Here is a 25725-nt window from a genome sequence, read left to right as displayed (position 1 = left end):
AAAAGGCTATACCCATTTATTTTAGGTATTTTGCAATACTAAGCTATTTTATTTAGTTTCAGGGAATACTAAGCATAGTTAAAAATTTGATATTGCTATGCAATACCTAATCTACCCGATCGCAATTTACGTTCTAGTGATTGTTATTCGCTATCTCATTCTCTTTTTACTACTTTGTAAATCTCAGATTCAATATCCCAAGTACCAGATTACAAAGGCTGATACAGTTCCTGTCTATTTAAAAGATTTATTTCAAACTCCCATTAAAGAACTAGAGCAATTCGGCTTTCTTCCATGCAGCTATTTGCAATATCAACCAATCACCAAAGCCTATGAGCAAACAAATTGGGAACTTCTTTTATATAACAAAGCACTCAAAAGCTATGCCACAGTAGTTACTCGTCGTTTAGTCGAACCTGTCAATTTATTCGATATAGAGTTTTATACCTTTTTTAAGGATAAAACTTTATTGCTGACTGTCAACGGTAAACAGCATGGACTTATAGGTGAGTTTCCCAACACTATTGTTCAGGATGTTTATACCAGCGAAGTATCAGTACAATGGCAGACTCATCAAGATCATCTCAAACAATTAACTACCAGCAAAATACCTTGTGGTTTATCACCAGAGTCTTTTACTCAAGCACTACAGATACAGATGAGTGGCTATGTTAGTAACTTAGCCAAGACGGGGAAAATATCACCAATCAAGGGAACAGAGTTATTTCAGATACATTGGTTAACAGTCCTGCGATCGCTTAACCCGATGATGCAGGGTAGCAAGAAAGCAGCAAATATCATCAAACAACGCAGACAACAAGCCAAAACTGATTCCAGCATTTTACAAGAAATCCCTATAGAACTGGAAGTAGAGGGATTTAAACAAATGCAGTATACCCAAACTGGTCTGGTGGGTAAAAAATTTCGCACTTGGCTTTTGTTGGGTAGTCTAGGGTTGTTTATCGCCAGTTATACAAGCTTTCTTACTCCACAAAGTGTGGTGATTTTCATCGCTGTACTATTTTTCCATGAAGGCGGACATTTATTGGCGATGAAACTGTTTGGCTATCGTGACACCTCTGTTTTATTCGTACCGTTTTTAGGCGCTTTAGCAACTGCCCGTAAAGATGACGCCACACTCACCCAAAAGTTTTGGATATCTTTAGCAGGACCATTACCAGGGTTAATTCTGGGGATTGGGTTGGCGATCCTTGCACCTTTCGGCAGTGCTTATCGTGATTGGGTACGAGAAACAAGTTGGACGCTGATATTTCTAAATTTGTTCAATCTCCTCCCGATTTATCCTCTAGATGGAGGACAAATTGCTGATTTACTGCTGTTTTCTCGTTTCCCTTACATTGGTGTTTTATTTAAAGTCTTTGGTGTGATTATCTTAGGATTTCTAGGAAAAGATAGACCAATGATGTTGTTATTTGCGATGTTGATAGCTATGGGCATCCCTAATAGCTTTCGCACCGCTAAAATTAATCAGAAATTTCAAAAAGAACTGCGACTAAATCCACCCATAGATCAGGATAATCTTCTGCATTTCATATTCAAGTATCTGAAGCAATTCGGATATGGAAACTTGCCTTTCAGTAAAAGATACGCCTTAGTAAAGGGATTGATTCAACAGCAGTACGAATCCCGTAGTAAATGGAAAACTAGAGTTTTTCTATTAGTTATATACTGTGTAACCTTGTTAGGTGGAATGGTAGGCACTCTGCAAGCTATTACTCCTAGTTGGGTAAGTTTATTAACTAACTATTCTAAAAATCCTCAGCAAAGACTTGAGCAGATCAGAAAAAATAGACAACAACAAATTGAGCTTACAACTGCTGCTTTACGTACAAATCCCAATGATGTTAATGCTTATATCAAGCGATCGCGGGCGCGTTTGGGACTGCATGACTATAAAGGCGCACTAGCAGATTATGACCAAATTGTGCGCTTAAAACCTCACGATTTTGAATCTCTTATGACTCGTGCCAACTTTCGTAATAGATTAAAAGATTATAAAGGCGCGATTCAAGATTATAACGAGATTTTGCGCCTTAACCCCAAAAATGTCAGTGGTGTCTATTACCAGCGAGCGCAAGTTCTTAATCATCTGGAAGACTATAAAGGAGCGATCGCTGATTACAACGAAATTATTAAATTGAATGCCAAAGATACCTACGCTTATATCTCTCGTGGATATACTCGTCAAAAACTCCAAGATTACAAAGGTGCGATGTCTACGACGGGCTACGCCTACGCAGATGCTAACTATGTAATTCAGCTAAATCCTAAAGAAGCAGAAGCATATATATTGCGTAGCCAAATTCGTCGTCATTTGGGAGATAATCAAGGAGCGATGTCTACGACGGGCTACACCTACGCAGATGAACAAACTGGAAATACTCTTTTTAAAGCTATGGATGAGCAAGAAAATAGTTGATAAAAACCAACACAACAGACTTTGATATTACAAATAGAAATGGGGTATTAGGCATTATTTATTAATAACTTATGTCAACAACTAACGATCTTCGCCTAATTCGCGCTCAACACTCCCTTGAGGGTTTATCGGTGGGCGATGCTTTTGGAGAGCGATTTTTTCTCCATCCAGATGTGGCAGAAAATCTGATTGTCGCGCGTGCCATCCCAGCATCACCTTGAAATTATACCGACGACACCCAAATGGCGCTTTCGATTGTGACAATTCTTCAAGAATATGGGGAAATTAACCAAGATTATCTGGCACAAAGCTTTGCCAAAAAATACGATCGCGAACGGGGTTATGGTGCAGCAATGCACGGGCTGCTAACGCGAATACGGGATGGCGAACCCTGGCAGCAGGTGGCGAATAGTCTGTTTGGCGGACAGGGTTCCTATGGTAATGGAGCGGCGATGCGGGTTGCACCCATTGGGGCGTTCTTCGCTGAGGATCTGGATTTAGTTGTCAGTCAAGCTCGTTCTAGTGCCGAAGTCACTCACACCCATCCAGAAGCGATCGCCGGTGCAATTGCCGTAGCAGTTGCTGCTGCTTGGGCGGCGAGATTACAAGGTTATATACCCAGTAAGCAAGAGTTTCTTAACCTTGTCTTACCTTATGTTCCAGAAAGTGAGGTAAGTTCAAAAATCCGCCTTGCTTATGATTTGTCGGAGAGTACACCAGTGCAATCAGCAGCTACTCTACTGGGAAATGGCACTCATATCTCAGCACAAGATACAGTCCCCTTTGCACTTTGGTGTGCTGCCCAGCACCTCGATAACTACGAAGAAGCACTGTGGTTAACTGTAAGTGGCTTGGGAGATAGAGATACTACATGTGCGATCGCGGGTGGTATTGTGGCAATATCTACAGGTGTGTCAGGTATTCCCACGGCATGGCTGCAAGCACGAGAACCTTTGCCCAAGGGTGATAGAGAAACAATCACCCTCTTCCGTCCCACTGGGCCAAAAGAACTGGCTTTGATTAAGGAAAGTGGCGATCGCGAATTTCCTCCTCGACTACCTGAACAGCCTATTTTTTACCCAGTACTTAACGAAGAATACGCCGCAGAAATTGCCCGTAACTGGAATGCGGCAAGTACTGACACAGGATACATCGGCTATGTGACACGTTTTCAGGTGCGTGCAGAGTTTTTAAGTCGCTACTCCGTAAAAACTGTAGGCGGTTCTATACATCAGGAATATTGGATACCTGCGGAAGATTTACCTGAGTTCAACCGCAATATCGTTGGTTTGATCGAAGTAATATCAGAATTTCGCCAATCAACAACTTGAAAATCCGAAATTGACAACACAGGTACTGTATAGAATAATCTAGCCACATTTATTCGCACAATTTATGAATAGTAAAGCTAAATTATTGACTCTTGCTTCCTTAACTTTGGCAGTTTCTTCTCTAACTGTCGGCGCAGTTGTAGCACAGGCAAAACTGACAAATCAATCGAAATTGTTCATCAATGGTATCGGACAAGTAAGAGTTGGGATGACTGTTTCCCAAGCGGCAAAAGCTGCTGGTACTAAGCTAATTGGCGATTCGCCGAATAACAGTTGCTACTACCTTAAGCCAGAAAACGAACCCAAAAATCTTTTGTTTATGGTTACAAAAGGTCGCATTTCTAGAGTAGATGTGCGGCAGAATACCCAGATTACTACCCTCAAAGGTGCAAAAATTGGCGACACCGAAGCGCAAATCAAGTCTCTCTACCCAGGACAAATTCAAGTTACACCTCATAAATACGTCCAAGGCGGACACTACTTGACATTTATCCCGAAAGACCGTACTAACCAGAACTATCGTGTGGTATTCGAGACTGACGGTAAACGTGTTACTCAGTTTCGGTCAGGTAAATTGCCGGAAGTTGAATTTGTTGAGGGCTGTTCTTGATCTGAAATATCATCAGACTCATTTCCTGAGCTTCCGCAACTTGCGTAGCTTGCCGTCGTAGGCATCGCTGCATTTTACTCCAGTACAGTTCAGTTAAGCATTTCTTCCTTCTCTTCCTTCTCTTCCTTCTCTTCCTTCTCTTCCTTCTCTTCCTTCTCTTCCTTTGCGTTCTTTGCGTCCTTTGCGGTTCGTTAAAAAAATTGACTTTGACAAAGAGTTAAGCCTTAACTGAATCGGATTGCACTTTACTCCCAAGATGATACAATGCCGTACAGCGCCTTTAATCTTAGCAAAGTAAAAACCGACTTTAAATTAATCTTTGTTGAAAATCAAGATTTATTTGGGGATGTACAGGCAGTTTCTCCTAGTGAATATCTAAATTTGATTTTCTCTGAGCATCTACCTTTGGTGACAGCAATAAATACAGAAAAAGCTCGTTCCGAACTAATTATTATGCCTGTTTTAATTGAAGTTAAACGCTTCTTTAAATACCAAATTAGTATATTTTCTGGTTCAGAATTTAATGTAGATGCTTCTAAAGGCTTAGAAGGACGCTGTGATTTTCTTCTCAGTTGTTCACCAGAACAATATGATATTACTAGCCCTGTGGTGATTATTGTAGAAGCTAAAAATGAAAGTATCAAATCTGGTTTAGGACAATGCATTGCGACAATGATTGCATCTCAATTGTTTAACCAACAACAAGGAAATATTATCAATGAAATTTATGGTGTAGTCACAACAGGAACAGATTGGAAATTTCTCAAACTTTGTGACAATACCATCTTTATCGATAAGAATGATTACTTTATTAAAGAAATAGATAAAATCTTAGGAATTCTGGCAATGACTTTGATGGCATGTCCACAATTTTAGTTTGGGGATGGTGTGTACCATCCCCATTTTTTATCGTTCCAGTTCATCCACTGCTTTGGGAACTCCCGCAGTTAACACCTCATTTCCCCCAGGTGTAACTAACACATCATCCTCAATCCGAATACCAATGCCAATCCATCGAGGATCAGTCTCTGGTTGGTCTTCTGCTAGTTTAGTATCTGGCACAATATATAGTCCCGGTTCCACTGTCAAAATTTGACCTGGTTGCAAAATCTGCGGTTTATCTTCACCGTGCTGGTAAACTCCCACATCATGGACATCCAAACCTAACCAATGACTGGTGCGGTGCATATAATATGGTTTGTATTTTTCTTCTTCAATTAACTTATCAATTTCACCTTTGAGAATGCCAAGTTCGACTAAACCCTCCGTGAGGACGCGCACTGCTGTATCATGAACTAATTTGAAGGGATTACCTGGTTTTACTTGAGCGATCGCTTGTTTTTGTGCCTCCAAAACAATCTCATACAGCGTCTTTTGTTCTGGCGTAAATTTACCCCCAACAGGAAATGTCCGGGTAATATCCGAGTTGTAATAACCGTAAGCACAACCGGCATCAATTAGCAGTAATTCTCCATCCTGCATTTGACGATTATTCTCAATGTAGTGCAGTACGCAAGCATTCACACCGGAAGCCACAATCGAAGGATAAGCGGGGCCTAACCCACCTCGCACTCGAAAGATGCGTTCCATCTCCGCTTGTATTTCATACTCATAACGTCCGGGCGCAGCGATTTCTTGCGCGTAATTGTGTGCTTCAGTTGCGATCGCAACTGCTTGACGCATTAATTCCAATTCAGCTTCACTTTTAATTAGTCTCATGCTGTTGAGGACAGTCCCAGTATCTTCAATAGCGATCGGCCCTGTACCGCGCTTAGGATAAGTCCGCAGCAAACTTTGGTAATGTCCCAAGATTTGGTCATTAAAAGCGCGATCGCGTCCTAAGTGATAGTAAATGCGGCTGGCTTTCTCCAAATACTGCGGTAACTTTTCATCTAACTCGCTAATCGGGTATGCTTCATCAGCACCATAAATTTCCTTGGCTGCATCTACCCCAGAGAGATAACCAGTCCATACTTCCTTTTCGCGATCCTTCGGTTGGACAAACAGCACAAACCGATGTTCTGAATGATGCGGCGCTAACACTGCTACTGCCTGTGGTTCGTTAAAACCAGTCAGGTAGAAAAAATCACTGTCTTGGCGATAAACATACTCGACATCGTTGTGCATCACTGCCATTGGCGCACTGCGAAAAATGGCTGTGCCATCACCAATTTTTGCCATTAACTGATCGCGACGCTGCCGATATTCTGCTTGCATAGCTGATGTATTTATGAAAATATTGTGTTATTTTACACTTTTTACAACTAGAGGATGCACAGATCATGCCTCTTAATAGTTGCTAATCTAAATTATTCTAACCAATATTTGTTTCAACTCAAGCTATAAATCCTTGGAGAATAATCAATTATCTCGAAAGGCTCAGATTCCCTACTTTTTAAATAACTCGGAAATCTTGCTCTTCTCGAATGATTTAGGATATTTATGAAATGAAATAAGTTTTTAAACATTGATAAGTTTTATTAGTAGGACTTACGCAATAACTGTCTGAAACTCTTATTCCTTTGTGTCCTTTGCGTCCTTTGCGGTTCGTTTTTTCATTATTTTGCGTAAGTCCTGATTAGTTCAGAAATTCAACAATACACCGGAAAAAATATGTCCACTCAAACCACAACAAAAAAAGTGATAGCCTACGTGACCAATAAAGATGAATTAATGGTGTTTACACATACTGAGTTTCCTGAAGCCGGCGTGCAAGTACCTGCTGGTACAGTTGAAGAAAGTGAGGAGCCATCTGAAGCTGTACTGCGAGAAATTTATGAAGAATCTGGTGTTGAATTATTGGGTATTTATGAATACAACATGGCTCCCTATCGTGACGAAATTCAAGAACGTTACGTTTATCACCTCGAATTGACTGAGCCTACACCATCTACTTGGCGGTATTGGGAAATGCATTCAAGTACTAGCAAAAACTCTATAGCTTTTGATTTTTATTGGGTTAGGTTGGATGGCTCAGATTTAGGTCTAGCTGGTGGTCAAGGTTATTTTTTATCTAAGCTTGTTCACAAGATAAAAATAATCTAGAATACAGCAAAATATTTTGTAATTGCTTGTATAGAACTTGAAAATTTCATAGTAATCGTTTAAAACAAACAGATGTTTATCTTTAAAGAATGACATTAATAAATAAAAAATAGTTATAAAGAAATCTTGAAACCCTGGTAAATGTTATTTAGTTACAGAAAGAGACTATCAAAAAAAGTTAAAAAAATATGACAACCAATCATAAAAATACCCCATGTCTGTAAATACAAATTCCTCACCCTTAACTTTGAATACATCTGGATGGGCATCAGACTCTTTTGCAAAATCACAAATCTTGACATCTTCTTTTGAGAATTTAAATTTTGATTCGGGGTTTTTGAATAAGAGTTCCTCCCAAGCACTAGAAAGCCAACCGTTGACTCAGCCTATCAAAACGTCAGCAAATCCCAATCCTAATCCTTATATAACTAGTGCGGCGATTACTCCTGACTTTAACGGTGATGGCAAAACGGATAAAGTTTGGGTCGATTCTACAACCGGTGAGATTATCATTCGGTTAATGGATGGAGCAAAAGTTTTGGAACAGGGTTCTCTAGGTAAATTCGACCTAACTGCCTATGATTACAAAATTGCTGACTTCAATGGTGATGGCAAAACCGACTTCTTATTACGCAATAAAACAACCGGTGCCAATAGCATTGTACTAATGGATGGCACAAAAGTTGCTAGTATGGCATCTTTAACCAGCGTTGACCCAGCTTGGACTCCTGAGATTGGCGATTTCAATGGCGATCGCAAAACTGATATCTTCTGGCATAATGCTACAACTGGTGAGAACGCTATTTGGGAGATGGATGGCACTACAGTTCTCAGTGCAACTGTTTTAGATAAAACAGACCCAGCGCTAACTCCTAGCATTGTTGATTTTGACGGTAATGGTAAGAGCGACATTTTCTGGCGCAATCCGACAACCGGTGCTGACACCGCCTGGTTTATGGATGGCACACAAAAGACTGAATTGGCGCTGCAATCACAGGATGCTGCCTGGACTCCTACCTTTGGTGATTTCAACGGCGACTATAAGACTGACATTCTCTGGAGAAACGCTCAAACAGGTGAAAACAAAGTTTGGACGATGAATGGTATCTTAGTCACAGAGGGCGCTCTAGGGACGCTTGACCCAGCCTGGACTTCTAAAATTGGCGATTTCAACGGCGATGGTAAGACCGACATCTTCTGGCACAATAGCACCACTGGCGAGAACACCGCTTGGTTGATGGATGGTACAACAGTTGCTACTCAAGCTTTCCTACCCACTAATAACGCAGCTTTGACACCATCCCTTGGCGACTTCAACGGCGACGGTAAGACCGACATCTACTGGCGCGATCAGACAGGAGGTGCAGACACCATTTGGACTATAGATGGGACAACAGCCACTCCGAATCCGATCAGCGATGCCGATAAGCTTACCCCAGAGTGGTATACGTTCTAAAATCAGAATTCAGAAGTCAGGAGTCAAGAGTTAGGAATTCTTCCCCTGCTCCCCCTGCTCTTCAAAACTTGTAACTCAAAACCTGAATCACACTATTTTCCGGCAAATCTTTAGGGCTAATGGAAATACTATCTCCATTGCTACGCCGCACTGTCGTACCTTTCATCAAGGTCAGAAAATCATCCAGTGGCGAAAGATCGCACTTAGCAGCATCAGCCGCCTGTGTCCGGTAATGGGTCGGAATCACCAACTTGGGATTTAACACTTGAACCGCCTGCTTTGCTTCCTCAGCATTGTAGGCTTTTGAACTGCCTCCTACAGGAATAAATGCCACATCGGGACGTCCCATCAGGATTTTTTGCTCAATGGAAATGGGTGCAGCAGCTCCCCCTAAATGTAGGATATTAATTCCGCCTTGCTTCCAACTCCAAGCGGTATTTGAGCCAAACTGCCTACCACCTTTGCGATCGTGGTCTATGGCAATTCCTTGGAACTTAATGCCTTTGAACTCATAAACTCCGGGTTCATAGATGAGTTTTGGATTTCCCGGTAGTACGTCCACAGCACCTTCATCCAGCAGTTGGCTGCTAATCAGTACTAAATCTGCTGCAACTTTTGGTGGACGATACCCAGCAGTACAGCCGATCGCCCGAAATGGATTGACGAGAATTTTCGCACCGCCACCAGTGAAAAGAAAGCAAGTATGACCCAACCACTGAACTGATAAACCGCTAGATTGTGCGTCAGCTTGAGATTCAGAACCCAAGTTAGTAACTAAAGCTGTTACCAACCCCGCCCCAGCATAGCCCATCAACTGTCGTCGTTTCATTAATTATGCTCTCGACTGTAACTGTTCCAGAAAATTTCGCAATAACTGTTTTCCTGAAGATGTCAGGACACTCTCTGGGTGAAACTGGACGCCCTGAATGTGAGGATAGTTCCGGTGTCGGACTCCCATAATGGTGTTATCTTCAACCCAAGCGGTGATTTCTAACACATCTGGGCAAGTCTCACGTTCGATCACCAAACTATGATATCTGGTGGCGGTTAGAGGATTTTCTAATCCCCGGAACACCCCCACCCCACTGTGAGACACCTGAGAGGTTTTGCCATGCATCAACTCTGGAGCAGGAATTATTTTACCACCGAACACTTGACCAATGCTTTGATGTCCCAAACAGACACCCAAGATTGGTAACTCTTGGCCTAGCTGTTCAATCAATTCTAAAGAAATGCCAGCATCTTCCGGGCGACCAGGCCCAGGAGAAATAACCACGGCTTCCGGCTTTAATGCCCGAATCTCATCTATGGATATCTTGTCGTTACGAAAAACTTTAATATCATCTGCCACTGGGAATTCTGCTGCTAATTCTCCCAGATATTGCACTAAATTATATGTAAAACTGTCGTAATTGTCGATAACTATAATCAAAGCTCATCACTCCTGGTTTTTACCACTCATCATCTGCAAAAAGCATAGACAAATATCTGATGCTATTTGTTCGCTAGGTATAAAAATAACGCTAACGTGGATGCGTAGATATAAAGCGGCTACTCTACGACCAGCCACTTCCTAAATATTATCAAGTCCCCACACTTAGAAGGAGTGGGCTTTCTGCTCTAATAACTGTAACCCTTTAGCCAGGATGCTTGGCACCGCAGCTACGCCCGTCGTAGACATCGCATTACTTAAATTTGGAATTGCTAATAATGTGTTCTCCAAAAGGGATCGGACAGAGTGTGATCCTCTTACCGAGTCACTTGGCGATGCCTGGGTTGGGCTGTTCGGTGACGCAAATCACATCTACAAAGCCGATATAATTAACCTTACCAGAGGAGGGAGCAATAGCGTACCAGCTACCAGCACCGCTACCAAAGCAGAGACTAGGACTGCACCAGCCGCACAATCTTTAGCAATTTTTGCCAAATCATGGTATGTCTGCTTAACGGTTAAGTCCACAAGGGACTCGATCGCGGTATTTAGTAGCTCTAGTGCCAAAACTAAACCACTAGTTATGCCAATTACCGCTATTTCCACCGCTTGCAGATGCAAAAAAACGCTTAAAGCGATCGCTAAAGCGCAAACACTTACGTGGATGCGAAAATTCCGTTGAGTTTGAAAACTATAGCTGATTCCAGCCCAGGCATATTTAAAACTAACAAATAAATTAGAAGCAACCTTCCAGGAGAATTCCCGTTCGTTGGTCACCAGTGTTTGTAACGAGGTGGGCGTTGGTGATGGAGAAATTTTTTGGGACATAGACTTAAAAACACAAGAACAGAGTTGCTACAGTGGGAATATTCGCCGATCTTAATGGCGGAATTAACTTTGAGGCAATCTTTAGGCAATTTTCCACAGAAGTATTATAAAAGTATTAGCCAAAATTAACACTAAGGGATACATGAACTACTACTATTCCATGTCAATAGCAATACCTATTGCGTTCAGCAATTTCACTTGCTGTTCTAACATTCGCCCCAAACTTTCTTCATCAGGATGATCCCAGCCCAACAGGTGCAATAAACCGTGAGCAGCTAACCAGGCTAGCTCAGTTGGTAAGCTATGTTCCTGCTGTTGAGCTTGACGCTGTGCTGTATCTACAGACACAATAATATCACCTAAATATAATGGTATAGAGGCAAGCATTTCTTCGCTTTGAGGAAAATCCACCTCTAAAGCAGCAAAGGCTAAAACGTCTGTGGGCTTATTTTGTTCACGATACTGGGCATTCAGTTCTTGAATTTGCGAGTCATCTGTCAAACGCAGCCCGATTTCATAACTTGGCGCTGGCGGAATATGAGGGTGAAGTATTTCCAACCAGCGATTAAACCAATTTTCCCAAGTTTCAGGAGTAATTCGGGCATGAGTGTCCCCAATCTTTACAGATGTTGTCGTGGACAACTCGTAAAAATACTCCTCCACATATAGTTCAACTCTCAGGGGCACATAGTCTCCTAGTCTGAGGTTTACGGTTTGTCGTTAGTGAGTTAGGTAAGCAAGACCAACAAGGAGAGCTAAAAGCCCTACGGCAGTCAACGCAAAATGTTTCAGGGAAGTTCCACCCTTCCGCACCATGTTTCGCATGGCAAGTTTTACGTAGCTAGGTTGAGGTTCTGTTGAAGGAGAGTTGCTCATAGTTATTTGTCCACAGACTCTTTTATAACTGTAACAGTTGGTCTGGGATAGAATTGCGATCGCCTGTATATTGCTAAGGGATTTCTTTGAAAAGGCACTGGGGTGCTATGCGATGTCTACGACGGGCTACGCCTACGCCCTAATTTTAAATACGAGAAAATAAATTAAAGGTACTAAATAAGGGACTGACAAATAAAAAAATACTTAACTACTTATTGTGGGGTGGGCGACACCAGGGCCCGTAGCCAAAGGCGGGCAAGATGCCATAGGTGTCAAGTTAAGGTGAAAGCCAGTCTAGAACAAGCTTTTAAAGATTGTCTCGTTTGTCTCGTTAAGAGTCTCCGACTGGGAATGCCTAATGCGAGGCTCCGCCTCAAGACTTGCGGCAGAGCCGCGATGAGGTGCATTTCCAGCCAGAGGCTGGAAACGAGGTTTTAAAAGGGTTTTGGCTTAACTTGACACCAATGGCTTTTCGGCCCACCCTACAAGATTGGATAATTTATTTGTTGTCAGTCCCTAATAGTAAAAAAATTACCTAGTACCGATTGCTAATTCCCAATTATGCCGGAGTGTTTTCTACTAGTTTATTTTCTTGACGCAGATAAGCTTGGATGAATGTATCAAATTCGCCGTTCATCACATCGCCAATCGCCGTTGTTTCTGTATTTGTACGTAAATCTTTCACCATCTGGTAAGGGTGAAACACATAGTTACGGATTTGGTTTCCCCAGGAAGCTTCCACCATATCGCCACGAATTTCGGCAATTTCTTGGGCACGTTGCTCCTTGGCGATGACCAACAGCTTTGCTTTGAGGCGATTTAGGGCTTTTTCTTTATTTTGCAGTTGCGATCGCTCTTCTGTACAACGAACGGCAAGACCGGTGGGAAGGTGAACAATCCGCACCGCCGTTTCTACTTTGTTGACATTCTGCCCACCTTTACCACCAGAGCGAGTTGTGGTGATTTCCAAATCCTTATCTGGAATATCCAACTTCACAGAGTTATCTATCTGTGGCATCACTTCCACCCCGGCAAAACTGGTTTGTCGCTTGCCGTTAGCATTAAAAGGTGAAATCCGCACTAAGCGATGTGTACCCATCTCCGATCGCAAATAACCATAGGCATAGCGACCAGTAATTTCTAAGGTTGCCGATTTAATTCCGGCTTCATCACCCTCCGACTCTTCAGCTAAAGTTACCTTATAGCCGTGAGCTTCGCCCCAACGGGTGTACATCCGCATCAGCATAAATGCCCAGTCTTGAGCATCTGTGCCACCAGCACCAGCACTAATCGTCAGTACAGCACCTTCTGCATCATAGGGGCCAGAAAGTAACTGTTGTAACTCCCACTGATCCAGGTCACGATTCAGTTTAGTGATGGTAGATTCGGCTTCTTGGAGTAGTGCCTCATCAGTTTCTAACTCCAACAACTCAACAACTGCCCTAGTATCTTCGAGATTGGCGTGCCAGCGATCGTATTGCTGGAGGTGGGCTTTCAGGTCGTTGAGTTCTTGTAGCGTTTCTTGGGCTTGGGTTTGGTCATCCCAAAATTCTGGTTGAGCGGATATTTTTTCGAGGTCTTGAATTTTGGCTGTCAGTGCAGGTACGTCAAAGATAGTCCTGGGTTTTACCCAGGCGGCCAGACAACGTTTCGATTTCGCGTTTAAGTTCTAGGACATCCATAATGCTTGCTGAATGATAGATAGAGCGCTTTGGATTGGAAAATTGCTCTTTATTCTACTTATGTTTCTTGATTTTAGCTGTAGTTGGGCAAATTCTCTCTGCACTAGTTACAAAAGTTACTTGAAATTATCAAGCGTTTCTTTACCCACTGAAGTAGTAAGATTTAGCTGTTGCAGATAGGCTTTGATAAACAAATCAATCTTACCGTCTAATACTTCTGTCGCAACAGTTGTTTCTACATTGGTACGTAAATCTTTCACCTTGGTGTAAGGATGCAAGATATATTCACGGATGAGCTTCTTAGATAGATATTTTATCTGCTGAGGTTGAATTTCGTCAACTTGTTGGACACCTTGGGCTAGTGCGTAGGCGTAGCCAGCCGTAGGCATCGCAAACAGTTTACTCTTGAGAATAGCTAAGGCTTTCTCTTTGTTTTGCATCTGACTACGCTGTTGGTCGCAAAATACACTAATCCCGGTAGGAATGTGAAACACCCGCACCCATATTTCTGGGCGGTTGACATTCCTCTGTGGGCGCGGCAAAGTAATCTCTAAATCCTTCTTTGGAATCTCAAAATCAACAGACTCATCTAAAATCGGGCTGACTTCTACACTAGCTAGGCAAGTATGCCGCCTGCCATTGCCATGAACAGAAGAAATTCGCTCTATTCTTGCATGAGTTCCTTGTTCCGATTTGAGTCAGCCATAAGCATAACGCCCTGTAATTTCTAGGATTGCATGTTTGAACCCTCCTAAATCACCTGCTGACTCTTGCACTAGATATACTTTATGATGATGATTTACTGCCCAACGATAGTATAGCTGCAATAACATAGCTGCCCAAGACTGAGCATCTATACTTCCAACCTCAGCCGTAATTGTCAAGAATGCCCCCTTTTGGTCGTGGGGGTCAGACAGTAATTGTTGTATTTCTACTATTTCAAGTTCTTGCTGGAGGTGAATAAGATTGGTTTGCGCCTCTTGCAACAATTCCTGATCAGCAGATAATTCTAGTAGCTCTAGTGCAGCCTTGATATCTTCTAGAATGAAGTGCGATCGCTGATATTGTTTCTTTTGAGCCTTGAGTGATTCAATTTCTTCAAGTTTCTGATAGAAAATGACAGAATTATGCCAGAAAGTAGGTTGAGAAATGAATTGATTCAAGTCCTCGATTCTTGCACTCAGTTCTCGGAGGTCAAAGACAGCCTTCAGCCTTGGTCAAGATATTAGACAACCTTTCTACTTCGCACTTGATATTTAAGAGTTCTAGCATAGTTTTGCTCACTTGAGGCTGAACTTATCTACACATTCTACTATTAAAACGATGAAAAAACCGTGGTTGCTAAAAATTCAACCACGGTTTTTACTTTATAAAACTTTACTTTTCTTAGTACCTACAGACAATTAATTGCGGCCATTTATGGAAATTAGCAACCGCAAGATAAAGACGAACAAGTTGATGTAAGTGAGGTACATCGACAAAGCAGCAGGCAGATATTGGTCATCGCTGTAAGTGCGGGGCAAGATGTAGAAATCGACAACAGAAACCCCAACAAATAGAAACACCCCCAAACCGGAGATAGCGATTTCTAACCAATTTGGCGTGTAAACACCAAACATGGCAAACCCGAATTGGGCTAGACACACAACCACCAAGGCAATGACGCCGAGATTAATGGTTTTCGTCAAAGCCATCCCGTCTTGTTCAGAGAGATTTGAACCAATTTGACGGGCGAAAATAAAGGTAACGCCACAACCAAGGGCAGCCAACCCAATGCCTTGAATGCCAACACCTTGGGATCTCAAAGCGACAAATATCAAGCCACTGAGAGTATATCCAGACAAGAGGCTGTAGGTTGCCAACAGGGGTAGTGCAAGTCCCTTGTTACCTTTTTGGGCAACATTTTGGGCAACAAAGAACAAAATTAACTCCAAAATCACCGCACCAATGAAGGTGGGAAAGAATATTCCGGGGTTGGTACGGATAACTCCCAAACCGCCGTAGGTTCCTAATGCCGTTAGCACCAATCCGCCACCAACATAGGGGAGGGCGTTGGCAATCACGTTTGGGCCAACGAGGGCGTGAGATTTAGCCTCACGGATAGCTTCACGAAAATTACTGGTATTGCTCATATTGAAAAACTGTTTTTTAGGAAAACGTTCTGCTTATTCCTATTCTTACCAAGATTTAGGGCGAGAAACCAGGAAAGGGTTACGCAAGTTAGAAGACAACTAAACAAAAAAGATGATCAAATGTTGAAATTTTTATCTAAAAATCAAAAATAACCTGCAACAGAGAGGTGAGCAAAATCATGCGTAAAAATACTGAATTGTGGAGTCCGACCCCTCATAAGTTCAGTGAAACGACGATGGCTTATTCTGGCTTGACTAAGGAAAATAATGACAGCTTAGAAGAAAATATACGCAGCTCCATTTTCTCAGGAATAAGAGTTACAACAAAGGAATGTATATGGCAACAAGTGAGTCCTCTTTACGAATTGATGGTATAGAATTATTACACTTGTACCACCAGAATCCTTCCATTAAACTTCGTAATAAACTTGTACAGTTACATACTGGCTTAGTGCGGAAAATGGCTCATAAATTCAGCCATCAATGTAATGAACCTTATGAAGATTTAGAACAAATCGGTTATTTTGGTTTAATTAGGGCAATTGAGCGCTTCGACCCTAGCCAAGGATATGCTTTTAGTTCCTTTGCTGTGCCATATATTCGCGGTGAGATGCTGCACTTTTTGCGCGATCGCAGTACTCTATTAAAAATTCCCCGTCGTTGGCAAGAACTGTACAATGAAGGACAAAAGATTCGCAAGGACTTATCAATGTCTTTAGGTAGGCCGCCCAAGGATGCTGAAATTGCTAACCAACTTCGGGTATCTCTGCAAGAATGGCAAGAAACCAAGTTAGCTGCTCAAAACCGTATGCCTTTGAGTTTAGATGCGACCGCAGTTAACTATGTTGATTGCCAAATAACCTTGGGTGAGGCACTTCCTTGTCCTCGTTCTCATGTTCTTCTGCAACAAGAAGAAGAACGCCAACAACTCCAAGGCGCAATAAATATGTTAGAAGACAAGCCCCGTATGGCAGTTGAAATGGTATTTTTGAAGGAACTTTCTCGCAAGGATGCTGCTAAAAATATTGGCACTAGTCCAATGACGGTAACGCGGTATCTGCAAAAGGGAATTCAAGATTTGATTTACTATTTACAACCACAGGTAATGCCCACTGGATCTTGATGTCATTAGTCAATGGTCAGTGCTTAGTAGAAAAGAAACTGACAAATGACTAATAACTAATTATCGAGATTTTAAATCAGCGATCGCACCTTTGGTCATAGCAGCAATAGCTTGATCTGTCGCTTTCGGCAAATGATAATATTTACCGCCTGCTGTTTGCGATAATTCTTTAGCAAAACCCGTGGACACAAATTTACTTTCCGTATCAATTACCAATAGTTGCATCCCTAAAGCCCGGATTCTGGCAGCAATTTCTAATAGTTCTCCTTTGATATCTGGCTTTTCTCCTGGTTCTAGTTCTTCACCTAAAGAACGCGCTAAGGGAATATTACCCCGCCCATCGGTGATTGCGACAAGGACAACTTGCCCAATATCTCCGCTCATCTGGGCATTTAAGCCGACGCGCACAGCTTGGGTTAAACCATGCGCTAAGGGCGAACCCCCACCACAGGGCAACCTTTCCAAGCGGTTACGCGCCAAGGCAATAGAACGTGTTGGAGGCAATAGTACCTCTGCCCGTTCTCCCCGGAAGGGAATTAATGCTATTTGGTCGCGGTTTTGATAAGCTTCTGTCAACAGTTGCATCACCGCACCTTTAGCCGATTGCATTCGGTTCAGGGCCATTGAGCCAGAAGCATCTACCACAAATACTACCAACGCCCCTGCTTTACGTACCAGGCGTTTCGAGCGAATATCAGCCTGTTCGACAATAACTTTTCTGTCTGGGTGTCTTTCTCTTCGGGCTTTTTGATAAGGAGCCGCTGCTCTCAAGGTGGCATCTACTGCAATGCGTCGCGCTTTCCCCTTGGGCAACATTGGCTTAATGTAGCGTCCCCTGTCATCGGAAAAGATGATACTGCGACTACCAGATTTACCTTGCCGCTTCGCCATTTGAGTAAAGTAAAGCACGCTGTCATCAAGAATTACCCCTTCTGGATCAAAAATGAATTCTTCCGGGATGCTGGGGGGTTCTTGCTCTTGATTTTCTTCCTGTTCTTCCTGTTCTTGTTCTTCCTCTTCTGATTCGTCCTGGGGTTCTTCTTGATTTTGTGGTGGGGGTGGAGGCGGTGGCGGTGATTGTTCTGGTGGTGGTGTCTGCACAATTGTGGCGCGTGGTACAATCACCAATTCCACAGCACGGCGCAAATCTTCGGCATTGACTGTTGTTCGTCCCTCCAAAGCCGCCGCCGCCTTGGCAACCCGCGTGGCGAATAACTCGGCGCGATGTCCCTGAACTCCGCCGCGAATCGCCTCATCCACTAAATAGGCAATTTGTTCATGGGTGATGATTACTTCTTTCAACCATTCCCGCGCCAAGATGATTTGGGTTTTGAGCGCGTCTAAGTCTTCGTTGTACTGCTGGAGAAAGTCTTGGGGAGATTTAGAATAGGCGATCGCAACTTCAACTGCTGCTACTCTTTGATCTAAGCCGAGTACACCATCAGCAGAGAGGGCGATCGCAATTCTATCTAGCAAATGCTCCCGTAATCCGCCTTCTTCTGGATTGTAGGTGGCAATAAATAGGGATTTACACGGATGCTGAAAACTAATCCCTTCCCGTTCAATCTGGTTGCGTCCGTCAGATAATACTGTTAGAAGCTGATTTGATATTTGGTCATCTAATAAATTAATTTCATCTACGTACAGTACACCTCGGTTAGCTGTAGCGAGTAAACCGGGCTGAAAAATGGTATCACCTTCTTTTACCGACTTTTCAACATCCACAGAACCGAGGAGTCGGTCTTCAGTGATACCTAGAGGAATTTGCAAAAAAGGCGCGGGGATAATTTCGACGGGAACATCTTGAATATCTTTATCTGCGTACTCCGCCAATAGTTGATCATCCCATTCTTCTGGGTGGTTGGGGTCACAATTACTGATTGAGCCTTTGACAACTTCAATCGGTGGTAGTAGAGCGTGGATAGCACGAGCCATCACAGATTTTGCCGTACCGCGACGACCTGCGATCGCCACTCCCCCCAAACCAGGATCAACTGCGGCTAACAGCAAGGCTAATTTAATTGCTTCTTGACCGACTACGGCTGTCAAGGGAAAAGCAGTGATCGTGGAGTTGATGGTAGGCGCAGGCATTGTTTGCTTTCATAGCGAGTCTTGGCCTTTAGCATACCAATTTCTGACACATTTAGAATATAGGGGCGGTTACGCGATCGTATTTCCCTTGGGAGGAAGATTTATGAGTATTGCTCAGACTAAACGCTTCACACTGGATGAATACCACAGGCTTACTGAATTGGGCTTTTTCCATGAAGATGACCACATTGAATTAATCAACGGGGAAATTATTGAAATGGCATCCAAAGGTACAGCCCATGAAACTTGTTTGCGAAACTTGTTGCGGGAACTTCCAAAACTTGTAGGTGAACGGGCAACTTTGCAATCTCAAGCTCCGATTGCTTTGCCACCGAATAGCGAACCTGAACCGGATTTTGCTATTCTTCAAAATCGAGATGATAATTATTTTTCTGGTCATCCTCAACCTGCTGATGTGTTATTGGTAATGGAGGTTTCAGATTCTTCTTTGGATTATGACCAAGATGTGAAAATTCCTCTCTATGCTAAAGCAGGTATTGCTGATTATTGGATATTCAATTTATTCGATAACTATTTGGAAGGTTATAGTGAACCATATCAGGATTGTCAAGGTAAATATGGTTATTTAAATAAGCGAATTTTCTTGTCAAATCAGGTAATAATTTTTCCCTATTCTCCTGATTTATCTCTTGATTTAGTTAGGGTGTTTCCTTCAAAGTCATAAGAAGACGTTTGTAAAGTAAAGTATTGGGCGAATGGAATTCGCAGCTACACAAACGAACGCGAGTGCGTCTCGCAGAGAAGTCCACGGAGGTGGACTAATACAAAATTACGGTTTATTAACCCACGGAGGTGGGTAAAGTCTCGTGTAGCCGTGACTTCCAGTCGCCAGGGTTTTTCAAACATATTCTAAGACTAAGGAGTAAGTTTTATGGCTTATAGTGATTTCAAACTTCTTGAAGTTATTGATTCTTTTGGGTTAGTTATCCACGAGTCATCAGGACTATTTGCAAATATACAGGAGCAAGACTGTAGTGATTTATTATCTACTATTCTCAGGGAAAATGTTGATTTAGCAGTAGCGATAAGTTCGGAAAAAGCTCGTAGTGAAATGATAATAAGTCCAATTTTGTTAGAAATTAGACGCAAATTTAATTATGAAATAAGTTTGTTTTCGGGAGTGGATTTTACTGTTGATAGCCAACGAGGATTAAATGGCTTTTGTGATTTTATTTTGAGTCTTTCTTCCGAACAGTTGCTTGTACGTAGTCCGGTGATTGTCTTAGTAGAAAGTAAAAATGAAAATTTGAGGTCTGGTTTAGCGCAATGTATTGCCGAAATGGTAGCTGCTCAGTTATTTAACGAGAGAAGTAGAAATCAAATCAAAGCTATATATGGTACTGTTACTATCGGTACGATTTGGCAATTTCTCAAACTTGAAGGCAATGTAGTTTCGATTGATTTGAGTGAGTATTATATTAAGGATATTAAGAAAATTTTAGGTATTTTGTATAGTGCGATCGCGCAAAGTAAACTGTAAATTATTTATTAACTATAATAGCAATCCTAAATCATTCACGAGAAACAAGATCCCCGACTTCTTTGAGAAGTCGGGGATCTGTGGCAAAGTATTTCTGCCAAAAAAGTCAGTCTTCTCAAGTTACTTAATAAAAAATAACCAGTATGCCCTTGACATTACTACTATCATCTGTTAGATTTATTTATGTGCAATGGATCAAAAGAGTCATCATCCAAAAAGCTAAAGCTAATGTCGGTGGTCGCATTTGTGGTAGTTGTTAACTTCTAAGTGAGGTTGTAGTAGAGCAGTTGAGTAACTGATGAGTTAAGTATCTGGTTAACTAATTAAATCAAAGTTTAGTTTGTTAGCTAAATACTGAATTCATTAATTACTCCCTACTCTATTACACCCTCAGATAGAATTGATTAACTTTCAGATGTGCGACTTCTAACATACATTTAGTACAACCAGCTTGTAGAGTTGGGGACTGTACTGAGTGTAGGTGTTATTGTAGAGATTTCTAATTGGGATTTCTGTTACATAACGCTACCTTAATGCTAGATACCTGATGTTCCGATGCTGTTACAAATAACAAGCAAAAGGAAACTAGAGGAAATGAATACTAGACAGAAACGCAACAAAAAGCAACAACTTCTTGATTTATATGGTTCTGAATGTTGGTGGTGTAGACAGAATTTACTAACATAATATCTAACAATTGATCACCTTTTACCAAAGAGTCGTGGTGGATCTGACTCGTTAGAAAACCTACGATTTTCTTGTTTTTCATGCAATAATTCTCGTGGAAATAGTCTTTATCCACCTAGTTCAAAAAGTATTAACTATTTCTAGATAATACTTTTGTTTTTTTAGGCTTACCTTTTGTGGTGTGGGCAAGGATGCCCACCCATTTCATCCCATTAAAATTACAAATTGGAAAAAAGTAAAATGCACAAAATTTTGATTTTCAAAAATGAAAAACTTTTACGACAAGCACTTACCCACCGTTCTTATGTCAACGAACATCCTGGAGAAGGGGAACATAACGAACGCCTAGAGTTTCTTGGTGATGCTATTCTAAATTTCTTAAGTGGTAAATATCTCTATGAAAAACACGCAGAAAAGGGAGAAGATGAATTAACTCGGCGGCGTTCTGCGCTGGTAGATGAGAAGCAATTAGCAAAATTTGCTATTGAAGTAGGTTTAGATTTTCGGATGCGTCTAGGACAAGGTGCAATACGAGATGGAGGCTACCAAAATCCTAATTTACTTAGCAGTACATTTGAAGCTGTGATTGGTGCTTATTATCTGGATAACAAGTCAGATGATAACAAGTCAGATATTGAGGAAGTTCGCAAAATTGTAGAACCTTTGTTTAATTCTGTACCTGAGAATATTGTTGTGTCTCGCTCTAATGTAGACTCAAAAAATCGCTTTCAGGAATGGGTGCAACGCAACATTACCCCAACTCCCCCTAAATATGTCACAGAGCAAAGTGGCCCTTCTCACGCGCCACAATTCATCGCAAAAGTTTGGGTAGATGAAAAAATTTACGGCGAAGGTCAGGGACGTAATAAAAAAGAGGCTGAAAAAGATGCTGCTGAAGATGCGCTAGCTAAGTTGAAAAAGAAAGGTTTGTTGTAGAGATGATTTTTTATCTCACGCCTTAGCGCAGAAACCAAATCAGAACTAGTGCAAGGAGATTTGTTTTAATGAATATACTTTGATATGCCTGCAAGAGATATTTATCATAATGCTGTTAAAAATGCCTTAATTCAAGAAGGCTGGATAATTACAGATGACCCTCTACATTTAAAGTGGGGTCAAAAAGATATGTATGTAGATTTAGGAGCTAAACAACTCTTAGCCGCAGAACAAGGGGCTAAAAAAATAGCTGTAGAAATCAAAAGTTTTGTGAGTCCCTCAGAAATGGCAGACCTCAAAGATGCCATTGGAGGATTTATCATGTATCGTGCTGTTATCCATCGCTTGGAGCCAGAAAGAACATTATATTTGGCAGTGCGCGACAGCGTATTTACAGCTTTATTTGAAGAACCAATTGGTACACTTTTAATAGAAACTGAAAATCTAAAGTTAGTCGTTTTTAATCCAGAAACAGAGAAGATTATCCAATGGATACCTTAGATAATTATCAACGCATGATCAAAGAGGTATTACTACCCTACACACAAATTCCTTATTCCTACGCAGCTATTGAATGTAAAACAATCTTTGATAGTGAAAATGACAGCTATTTGCTGATAACTTTAGGCTGGGATGGTGTCAAGCGAATTCACGGTTGCTTAGTTCATATTGACATTATTGATGGTAAAATCTGGGTGCAACGAGATGACACAGAAGATGGTGTTACCTACGAATTAGTAGCAGCAGGAATTCCCAAAGAGAAAATTGTCTTAGGATTTCACCCGCAAAATGTCAGGCAACATACGGGATATGCTGTTTCATGAATTTTAAAATAATACTAGACTATAAACTTTCTCAAATCTTCACTTCTAAAGGCAAAATTACGGTGAAAGTAGAACCAACACCGACCTCAGAGATTAGGTTAATTTGACCTTGTAGTAGTTTCACTAACCGCGAGACGATCGCTAACCCCAATCCAGTACTATCAGGAAGATAGGAACGATCGCTAGAACTCACGCGAAAGTAGGGTTCAAATATCTGGGCTTGGTTTTCTGGTGCAATGCCAATTCCAGTGTCAGAAACTGCGATCGCCCATCTCTGGTTCTCCAATATCTGACACATTATAATAATAGTCCCCGACTCTGTATAGCGAATCGCATTACTAATAAGATTTGTGACAATCTGTTGGAATTTCAAAGAATCTGTGATTAATTCTTTGGGAGCGCGATCGCAATCTACTACGATTTTTAAATTTTTCCCAGCTGCTAAAGGTTCCAACATTTCACATACATTATTAATTAATTCACGCATATCGGTAGGCGCTAGTTGGAGTTTTATTTGCCCTGCGTCATACCGCGAAAGTTCTAATACATTGTTAATCAGGTGCAGTAATTGTCTACCATTGCGTAGCACGCGCTCAATGTGTTCTAAATTGGCAGAAGTGTCTTTCACCTCAGTCTTTCGTCGTTGTTGGCGTAAAAACAAATCCGAGTAACCAATAATAGAAGTTAGAGGATGTTTCAATTCGTGGGCTAGTTGGGAAATATACTCTTGATTAGCATTAATTAAGCGTGTGAGTTCTTCATTATGGAGAGTTAGTGATGACTGCAACTGCTGTAATTCTCGCAACCGCTCCTCAACATAACTCTTGAAACACCGAGCGTTCGCTTCATCTACAATTGCGTCTATCAAACGCATGGAACGAATTATCTCTGCCGGGGTTCCACTCAATAAATCTGCTTGTAGAGCATCAAATATTACTGTTCGCAGCAGATGATATTCTCTGGCAATTTCTGCTGGATCAAAGCCTTGTTCAGCTCGAATAGCTCCATGCTCGAAACTGGCAACAACTATCGACTGAATATCATTATCCTGGGATTTTGAAAGCACTGTCACCATAGCTTTCAAAACATCGGGGATATGATCTTTCACCGCTGTGTAAGATAGGTCATCAGCACTTTCAATCCGTCTATCCTTGCGAACTGCTACAATCCATTTATCAAGGATGGTGTCCTTTTTTTCAGCCAGTACTTGACTAAAATCCATTATGTTAAATTCAGCTAGGAGATAGATGGGTAAACTTCCATATGCAAATAGTTTAGCGAGTGCAGCGGTTTTTTACCAAAATTAGCGATTTAATTAACCTACCAAAAGAAATAGATTTTATATGTTCTTTTGTTTGCTGGATTAACTACCCGTATATAAAACTTGCAAAGTATAATATAGTTTTTATTAAAAAATGTTAATCAAGCAGGTAAAAAGCTTGATGATTGATTCAACTATTGTTGTTTAGCTATCTGTGCAATGAGTTCACTCACAACACAACTAAAATTATAAAAAAATTATAAATTTTGTTAATTACCGAAAAGCAAGGAGATACATTTGATTTTGGTATTGAAATAAACAACATTTATCATAATACAGTTGGCTTTTACTGAGCATTGATGTTATATTCTTGATAACTAGTATCCATTAGAGTAAGTCAGCCTAATCCATCACATCACAGTACGTGATGTTGGAGCGGAGGAACCAAATTGTGGGGCGTATCTCAGAGAAAGTGAGAAGTTGAGAGTTAGAAGTTATTAATACTCAACTCATAACTCATAACTTTCTTTAGAAGGGCATCTTTCAGCCCTAGCCCGTCAGCTAACTTCGTAGGCATTGAGAGGAGACTGAAGAGACGGCATTATTCTAATGTTTCGATCTCATCGGTGTCCAAGGCTGGTACTGCTCAAAATTTTTGTACCTGCACTTAAATCTGTTGAGGTCGTAAATGATATTTCAACTAAATTTGGCTGCGATCGCAGCACAAGCCGCTTGGCAAAAGGCAAAACCTGCCATCCTTAGAGATGTCTTCATTCTACCTGTATTAGGGTTCTTGGAAATAATTGTGCTGTGGTGGATTGTTGCACTTGCCAACCATGAATTGATGCCCACCCCACCAGAAGGGGATAGCATGGAGTCGCTTAAACCTGAGTTCAGTCTTTTTAGCTGTGTTGATAATTGGCTTAACTGGGTTAATCCTAGATTACGGCGTGGGCAAAATCCAAGAATTAGTAACTCGCCGCCCTACAGCTTCTAACTGATTAAATTTTTTCGCATCAAGACCCTAAGACGCTCTTGAAATTTGCGCCTTGGCGTTAGCCTATCTCACAACCAAATTAATCACCAATGGAGCTACAAGAATGGGTGATAATAACTGGACTCGACGAGACTTTATCAAAGGAATAGAAGCAACCACAACGGGAATAGCGCTGTCCTCCTGTGCTATTTCGGGAGATAGATCAGCTAAAGGATTGACTGAAGAAGCCTTAGCTGTTCAACCAGTAATTAGATCCCAAGACCCCCAGTGATCCTGTGGGCTATCTGAATAGTTTTGCCATCAGGGCTAACGCTCCCACTAAGTTTTTCATGTCTTAAATCCCTGCCAATTTTAGATTTTAGATTTGAGATTTTGGATTGTGGTTCTTTGGTTTATGCCCTGCCCCTGTTGGGTGGAATAAATCTAAAATCCTCAGCAACCCAGCATCTTTTTGGTCAGAGTCAATCTAAAAT

The 25725-nt window shown here is 41.5% G+C and carries 23 protein-coding genes, 4 pseudogenes and 1 riboswitch; of the genes and pseudogenes, 16 read left to right on the top strand and 11 right to left on the bottom strand.

The features are described from left to right. Positions 1 to 97 precede the first annotated feature (97 nt). The 5 genes and pseudogenes from HWQ41_RS33780 to HWQ41_RS33760 all read left to right on the top strand — a co-directional run bounded on the left by HWQ41_RS33780 (position 98) and on the right by HWQ41_RS33760 (position 5257). The gene (locus HWQ41_RS33780) at positions 98 to 2440 is read left to right on the top strand and encodes a site-2 protease family protein (protein ID WP_292772578.1); all 2343 of its coding nucleotides are present in this window, start codon (positions 98 to 100) and stop codon (positions 2438 to 2440) included. Positions 2441 to 2511: 71 nt separating this feature from the next. Further along, positions 2512 to 2661: a hypothetical protein gene (locus HWQ41_RS33775; RefSeq protein WP_292772576.1), complete on the top strand. Its 150-nt coding sequence runs from the start codon at positions 2512 to 2514 to the stop codon at positions 2659 to 2661. 15 nt (positions 2662 to 2676) lie between these two features. Continuing rightward, a pseudogene (locus HWQ41_RS33770) lies at positions 2677 to 3771 on the top strand (ADP-ribosylglycohydrolase family protein); the annotation flags it as partial. A gap of 64 nt (positions 3772 to 3835) precedes the next feature. After that, on the top strand, positions 3836 to 4381 hold the full coding sequence (locus HWQ41_RS33765; RefSeq protein ID WP_292772575.1) for a hypothetical protein: 546 nt from the start codon (positions 3836 to 3838) through the stop codon (positions 4379 to 4381). A 264-nt stretch (positions 4382 to 4645) separates the two neighbouring features. Then, a complete protein-coding gene (locus tag HWQ41_RS33760; protein ID WP_292772573.1) occupies positions 4646 to 5257 on the top strand; it encodes a hypothetical protein in 612 nt (203 codons plus the stop codon). Positions 5258 to 5287: 30 nt separating this feature from the next. Here HWQ41_RS33760 and HWQ41_RS33755 read toward each other — a convergent pair whose 3' ends face one another. Continuing rightward, positions 5288 to 6598, bottom strand: a complete 1311-nt coding sequence (locus HWQ41_RS33755) for an aminopeptidase P N-terminal domain-containing protein (RefSeq protein ID WP_292772571.1) — start codon at positions 6596 to 6598, stop codon at positions 5288 to 5290. A gap of 396 nt (positions 6599 to 6994) precedes the next feature. Between HWQ41_RS33755 and HWQ41_RS33750 the strand changes: the two genes are divergently transcribed. Both HWQ41_RS33750 and HWQ41_RS33745 read left to right on the top strand, forming a co-directional pair. Beyond that, entirely contained in the window at positions 6995 to 7426 is a 432-nt protein-coding gene (locus tag HWQ41_RS33750) for an NUDIX domain-containing protein (protein WP_292772569.1), read from the top strand. Positions 7427 to 7640: 214 nt separating this feature from the next. Then, positions 7641 to 8882 (top strand): VCBS repeat-containing protein, encoded by a 1242-nt coding sequence (locus tag HWQ41_RS33745; protein WP_292772567.1) that lies wholly within the window; start codon positions 7641 to 7643, stop codon positions 8880 to 8882. Positions 8883 to 8943: 61 nt separating this feature from the next. Here the strand turns inward: HWQ41_RS33745 and HWQ41_RS33740 are convergent, their stop codons facing one another. From HWQ41_RS33740 to HWQ41_RS33705, 8 genes and pseudogenes are all read right to left on the bottom strand, one after another. Further along, entirely contained in the window at positions 8944 to 9711 is a 768-nt protein-coding gene (locus tag HWQ41_RS33740; RefSeq protein ID WP_292772566.1) for an MBL fold metallo-hydrolase, read from the bottom strand. Between the two features lie 3 nt (positions 9712 to 9714). Then, a complete protein-coding gene (locus HWQ41_RS33735) occupies positions 9715 to 10314 on the bottom strand; it encodes an aminodeoxychorismate/anthranilate synthase component II (RefSeq protein ID WP_292772564.1) in 600 nt (199 codons plus the stop codon). A gap of 372 nt (positions 10315 to 10686) precedes the next feature. Further along, positions 10687 to 11142 carry a diacylglycerol kinase family protein gene (locus HWQ41_RS33730; protein ID WP_292772562.1) on the bottom strand — a complete coding sequence of 152 codons (456 nt, stop codon included), beginning with the start codon at positions 11140 to 11142 and terminating at the stop codon, positions 10687 to 10689. A 153-nt stretch (positions 11143 to 11295) separates the two neighbouring features. Next, positions 11296 to 11823: an rRNA maturation RNase YbeY gene (gene ybeY / locus HWQ41_RS33725; protein ID WP_292772657.1), complete on the bottom strand. Its 528-nt coding sequence runs from the start codon at positions 11821 to 11823 to the stop codon at positions 11296 to 11298. A 39-nt stretch (positions 11824 to 11862) separates the two neighbouring features. After that, on the bottom strand, positions 11863 to 12018 hold the full coding sequence (locus HWQ41_RS33720; RefSeq protein WP_104904774.1) for a DUF3285 domain-containing protein: 156 nt from the start codon (positions 12016 to 12018) through the stop codon (positions 11863 to 11865). A 559-nt stretch (positions 12019 to 12577) separates the two neighbouring features. Beyond that, positions 12578 to 13700 (bottom strand): peptide chain release factor 2 gene (gene prfB, locus HWQ41_RS33715; protein ID WP_292772560.1). Its coding sequence is split into 2 segments (ribosomal slippage): positions 12578 to 13627 and positions 13629 to 13700, totalling 1122 coding nucleotides; the frame shifts between segments, so codons are not numbered across the junction. A 116-nt stretch (positions 13701 to 13816) separates the two neighbouring features. Continuing rightward, a pseudogene (locus HWQ41_RS33710) lies at positions 13817 to 14972 on the bottom strand (PCRF domain-containing protein). Positions 14973 to 15103: 131 nt separating this feature from the next. Then, entirely contained in the window at positions 15104 to 15832 is a 729-nt protein-coding gene (locus tag HWQ41_RS33705; RefSeq protein WP_292772558.1) for a Bax inhibitor-1 family protein, read from the bottom strand. A 337-nt stretch (positions 15833 to 16169) separates the two neighbouring features. On the opposite strand from HWQ41_RS33705, the gene HWQ41_RS33700 reads away from it, so the two are divergent. Then, positions 16170 to 16955 carry an RNA polymerase sigma factor SigF gene (locus tag HWQ41_RS33700; RefSeq protein WP_292772556.1) on the top strand — a complete coding sequence of 262 codons (786 nt, stop codon included), beginning with the start codon at positions 16170 to 16172 and terminating at the stop codon, positions 16953 to 16955. A 60-nt stretch (positions 16956 to 17015) separates the two neighbouring features. Here HWQ41_RS33700 and bchD read toward each other — a convergent pair whose 3' ends face one another. Next, entirely contained in the window at positions 17016 to 19046 is a 2031-nt protein-coding gene (gene bchD / locus HWQ41_RS33695; RefSeq protein ID WP_292772554.1) for a magnesium chelatase ATPase subunit D, read from the bottom strand. Positions 19047 to 19149: 103 nt separating this feature from the next. Here bchD and HWQ41_RS33690 point away from each other — a divergent pair, with 103 nt between their 5' ends. From HWQ41_RS33690 to HWQ41_RS33670, 6 genes are all read left to right on the top strand, one after another. After that, on the top strand, positions 19150 to 19731 hold the full coding sequence (locus HWQ41_RS33690; protein ID WP_292772552.1) for a Uma2 family endonuclease: 582 nt from the start codon (positions 19150 to 19152) through the stop codon (positions 19729 to 19731). A 207-nt stretch (positions 19732 to 19938) separates the two neighbouring features. Beyond that, positions 19939 to 20547, top strand: a complete 609-nt coding sequence (locus tag HWQ41_RS33685; RefSeq protein ID WP_292772550.1) for a hypothetical protein — start codon at positions 19939 to 19941, stop codon at positions 20545 to 20547. 696 nt (positions 20548 to 21243) lie between these two features. Next, on the top strand, positions 21244 to 21378 hold the full coding sequence (locus HWQ41_RS34430; RefSeq protein WP_366931737.1) for an HNH endonuclease signature motif containing protein: 135 nt from the start codon (positions 21244 to 21246) through the stop codon (positions 21376 to 21378). A gap of 96 nt (positions 21379 to 21474) precedes the next feature. Then, positions 21475 to 22170 carry a ribonuclease III gene (gene rnc, locus HWQ41_RS33680; protein ID WP_292772548.1) on the top strand — a complete coding sequence of 232 codons (696 nt, stop codon included), beginning with the start codon at positions 21475 to 21477 and terminating at the stop codon, positions 22168 to 22170. 84 nt (positions 22171 to 22254) lie between these two features. Then, complete coding sequence (locus HWQ41_RS33675; RefSeq protein ID WP_292772546.1) at positions 22255 to 22671, top strand: XisH family protein; 417 nt, start codon at positions 22255 to 22257, stop codon at positions 22669 to 22671. Next, positions 22659 to 22994: a XisI protein gene (locus tag HWQ41_RS33670; RefSeq protein WP_292772544.1), complete on the top strand. Its 336-nt coding sequence runs from the start codon at positions 22659 to 22661 to the stop codon at positions 22992 to 22994. Before HWQ41_RS33675 ends, HWQ41_RS33670 begins: the two co-directional genes overlap by 13 nt. 31 nt (positions 22995 to 23025) lie before the next feature. Here HWQ41_RS33670 and HWQ41_RS33665 read toward each other — a convergent pair whose 3' ends face one another. After that, on the bottom strand, positions 23026 to 24216 hold the full coding sequence (locus tag HWQ41_RS33665) for a HAMP domain-containing sensor histidine kinase (protein WP_292772542.1): 1191 nt from the start codon (positions 24214 to 24216) through the stop codon (positions 23026 to 23028). A gap of 428 nt (positions 24217 to 24644) precedes the next feature. Continuing rightward, positions 24645 to 24846: riboswitch (cyclic di-AMP (ydaO/yuaA leader) on the top strand. A 97-nt stretch (positions 24847 to 24943) separates the two neighbouring features. Between HWQ41_RS33665 and HWQ41_RS33660 the strand changes: the two are divergent. After that, a pseudogene (locus tag HWQ41_RS33660) lies at positions 24944 to 25256 on the top strand (hypothetical protein). A 99-nt stretch (positions 25257 to 25355) separates the two neighbouring features. Beyond that, positions 25356 to 25514: pseudogene (locus HWQ41_RS33655) on the top strand (twin-arginine translocation pathway signal protein); the annotation flags it as partial. Positions 25515 to 25725: the final 211 nt, after the last annotated feature.

The sequence above is a fragment of the Nostoc sp. NOS(2021) genome, from assembly GCF_017115025.1.
Classification (GTDB): domain Bacteria; phylum Cyanobacteriota; class Cyanobacteriia; order Cyanobacteriales; family Nostocaceae; genus Nostoc.
Note: the sequence above shows the minus strand (reverse complement) of the source record. Positions and strands in the feature narration are given on the sequence as shown.

Excerpts from the sequence above, each read along its gene's own strand:
- HWQ41_RS33720 (WP_104904774.1), bottom strand. The coding sequence starts at position 12,018 with ATGAGCAACTCTCCTTCAACAGAACCTCAACCTAGCTACGTAAAACTT.
- HWQ41_RS33730 (WP_292772562.1), bottom strand. The coding sequence starts at position 11,142 with ATGTCCCAAAAAATTTCTCCATCACCAACGCCCACCTCGTTACAAACA.
- HWQ41_RS33690 (WP_292772552.1), top strand. The coding sequence starts at position 19,150 with ATGAGTATTGCTCAGACTAAACGCTTCACACTGGATGAATACCACAGG.
- HWQ41_RS33665 (WP_292772542.1), bottom strand. The coding sequence starts at position 24,216 with ATGGATTTTAGTCAAGTACTGGCTGAAAAAAAGGACACCATCCTTGAT.
- HWQ41_RS33765 (WP_292772575.1), top strand. The coding sequence starts at position 3,836 with ATGAATAGTAAAGCTAAATTATTGACTCTTGCTTCCTTAACTTTGGCA.
- HWQ41_RS33740 (WP_292772566.1), bottom strand. The coding sequence starts at position 9,711 with ATGAAACGACGACAGTTGATGGGCTATGCTGGGGCGGGGTTGGTAACA.
- HWQ41_RS33780 (WP_292772578.1), top strand. The coding sequence starts at position 98 with ATGCAATACCTAATCTACCCGATCGCAATTTACGTTCTAGTGATTGTT.
- HWQ41_RS33755 (WP_292772571.1), bottom strand. The coding sequence starts at position 6,598 with ATGCAAGCAGAATATCGGCAGCGTCGCGATCAGTTAATGGCAAAAATT.
- HWQ41_RS33705 (WP_292772558.1), bottom strand. The coding sequence starts at position 15,832 with ATGAGCAATACCAGTAATTTTCGTGAAGCTATCCGTGAGGCTAAATCT.
- HWQ41_RS33745 (WP_292772567.1), top strand. The coding sequence starts at position 7,641 with ATGTCTGTAAATACAAATTCCTCACCCTTAACTTTGAATACATCTGGA.
- HWQ41_RS33775 (WP_292772576.1), top strand. The coding sequence starts at position 2,512 with ATGTCAACAACTAACGATCTTCGCCTAATTCGCGCTCAACACTCCCTT.
- rnc (WP_292772548.1), top strand. The coding sequence starts at position 21,475 with ATGCACAAAATTTTGATTTTCAAAAATGAAAAACTTTTACGACAAGCA.
- HWQ41_RS33750 (WP_292772569.1), top strand. The coding sequence starts at position 6,995 with ATGTCCACTCAAACCACAACAAAAAAAGTGATAGCCTACGTGACCAAT.
- HWQ41_RS33675 (WP_292772546.1), top strand. The coding sequence starts at position 22,255 with ATGCCTGCAAGAGATATTTATCATAATGCTGTTAAAAATGCCTTAATT.
- bchD (WP_292772554.1), bottom strand. The coding sequence starts at position 19,046 with ATGCCTGCGCCTACCATCAACTCCACGATCACTGCTTTTCCCTTGACA.
- HWQ41_RS33670 (WP_292772544.1), top strand. The coding sequence starts at position 22,659 with ATGGATACCTTAGATAATTATCAACGCATGATCAAAGAGGTATTACTA.
- HWQ41_RS33760 (WP_292772573.1), top strand. The coding sequence starts at position 4,646 with ATGCCGTACAGCGCCTTTAATCTTAGCAAAGTAAAAACCGACTTTAAA.
- HWQ41_RS33685 (WP_292772550.1), top strand. The coding sequence starts at position 19,939 with ATGGCTTATAGTGATTTCAAACTTCTTGAAGTTATTGATTCTTTTGGG.
- HWQ41_RS33700 (WP_292772556.1), top strand. The coding sequence starts at position 16,170 with ATGGCAACAAGTGAGTCCTCTTTACGAATTGATGGTATAGAATTATTA.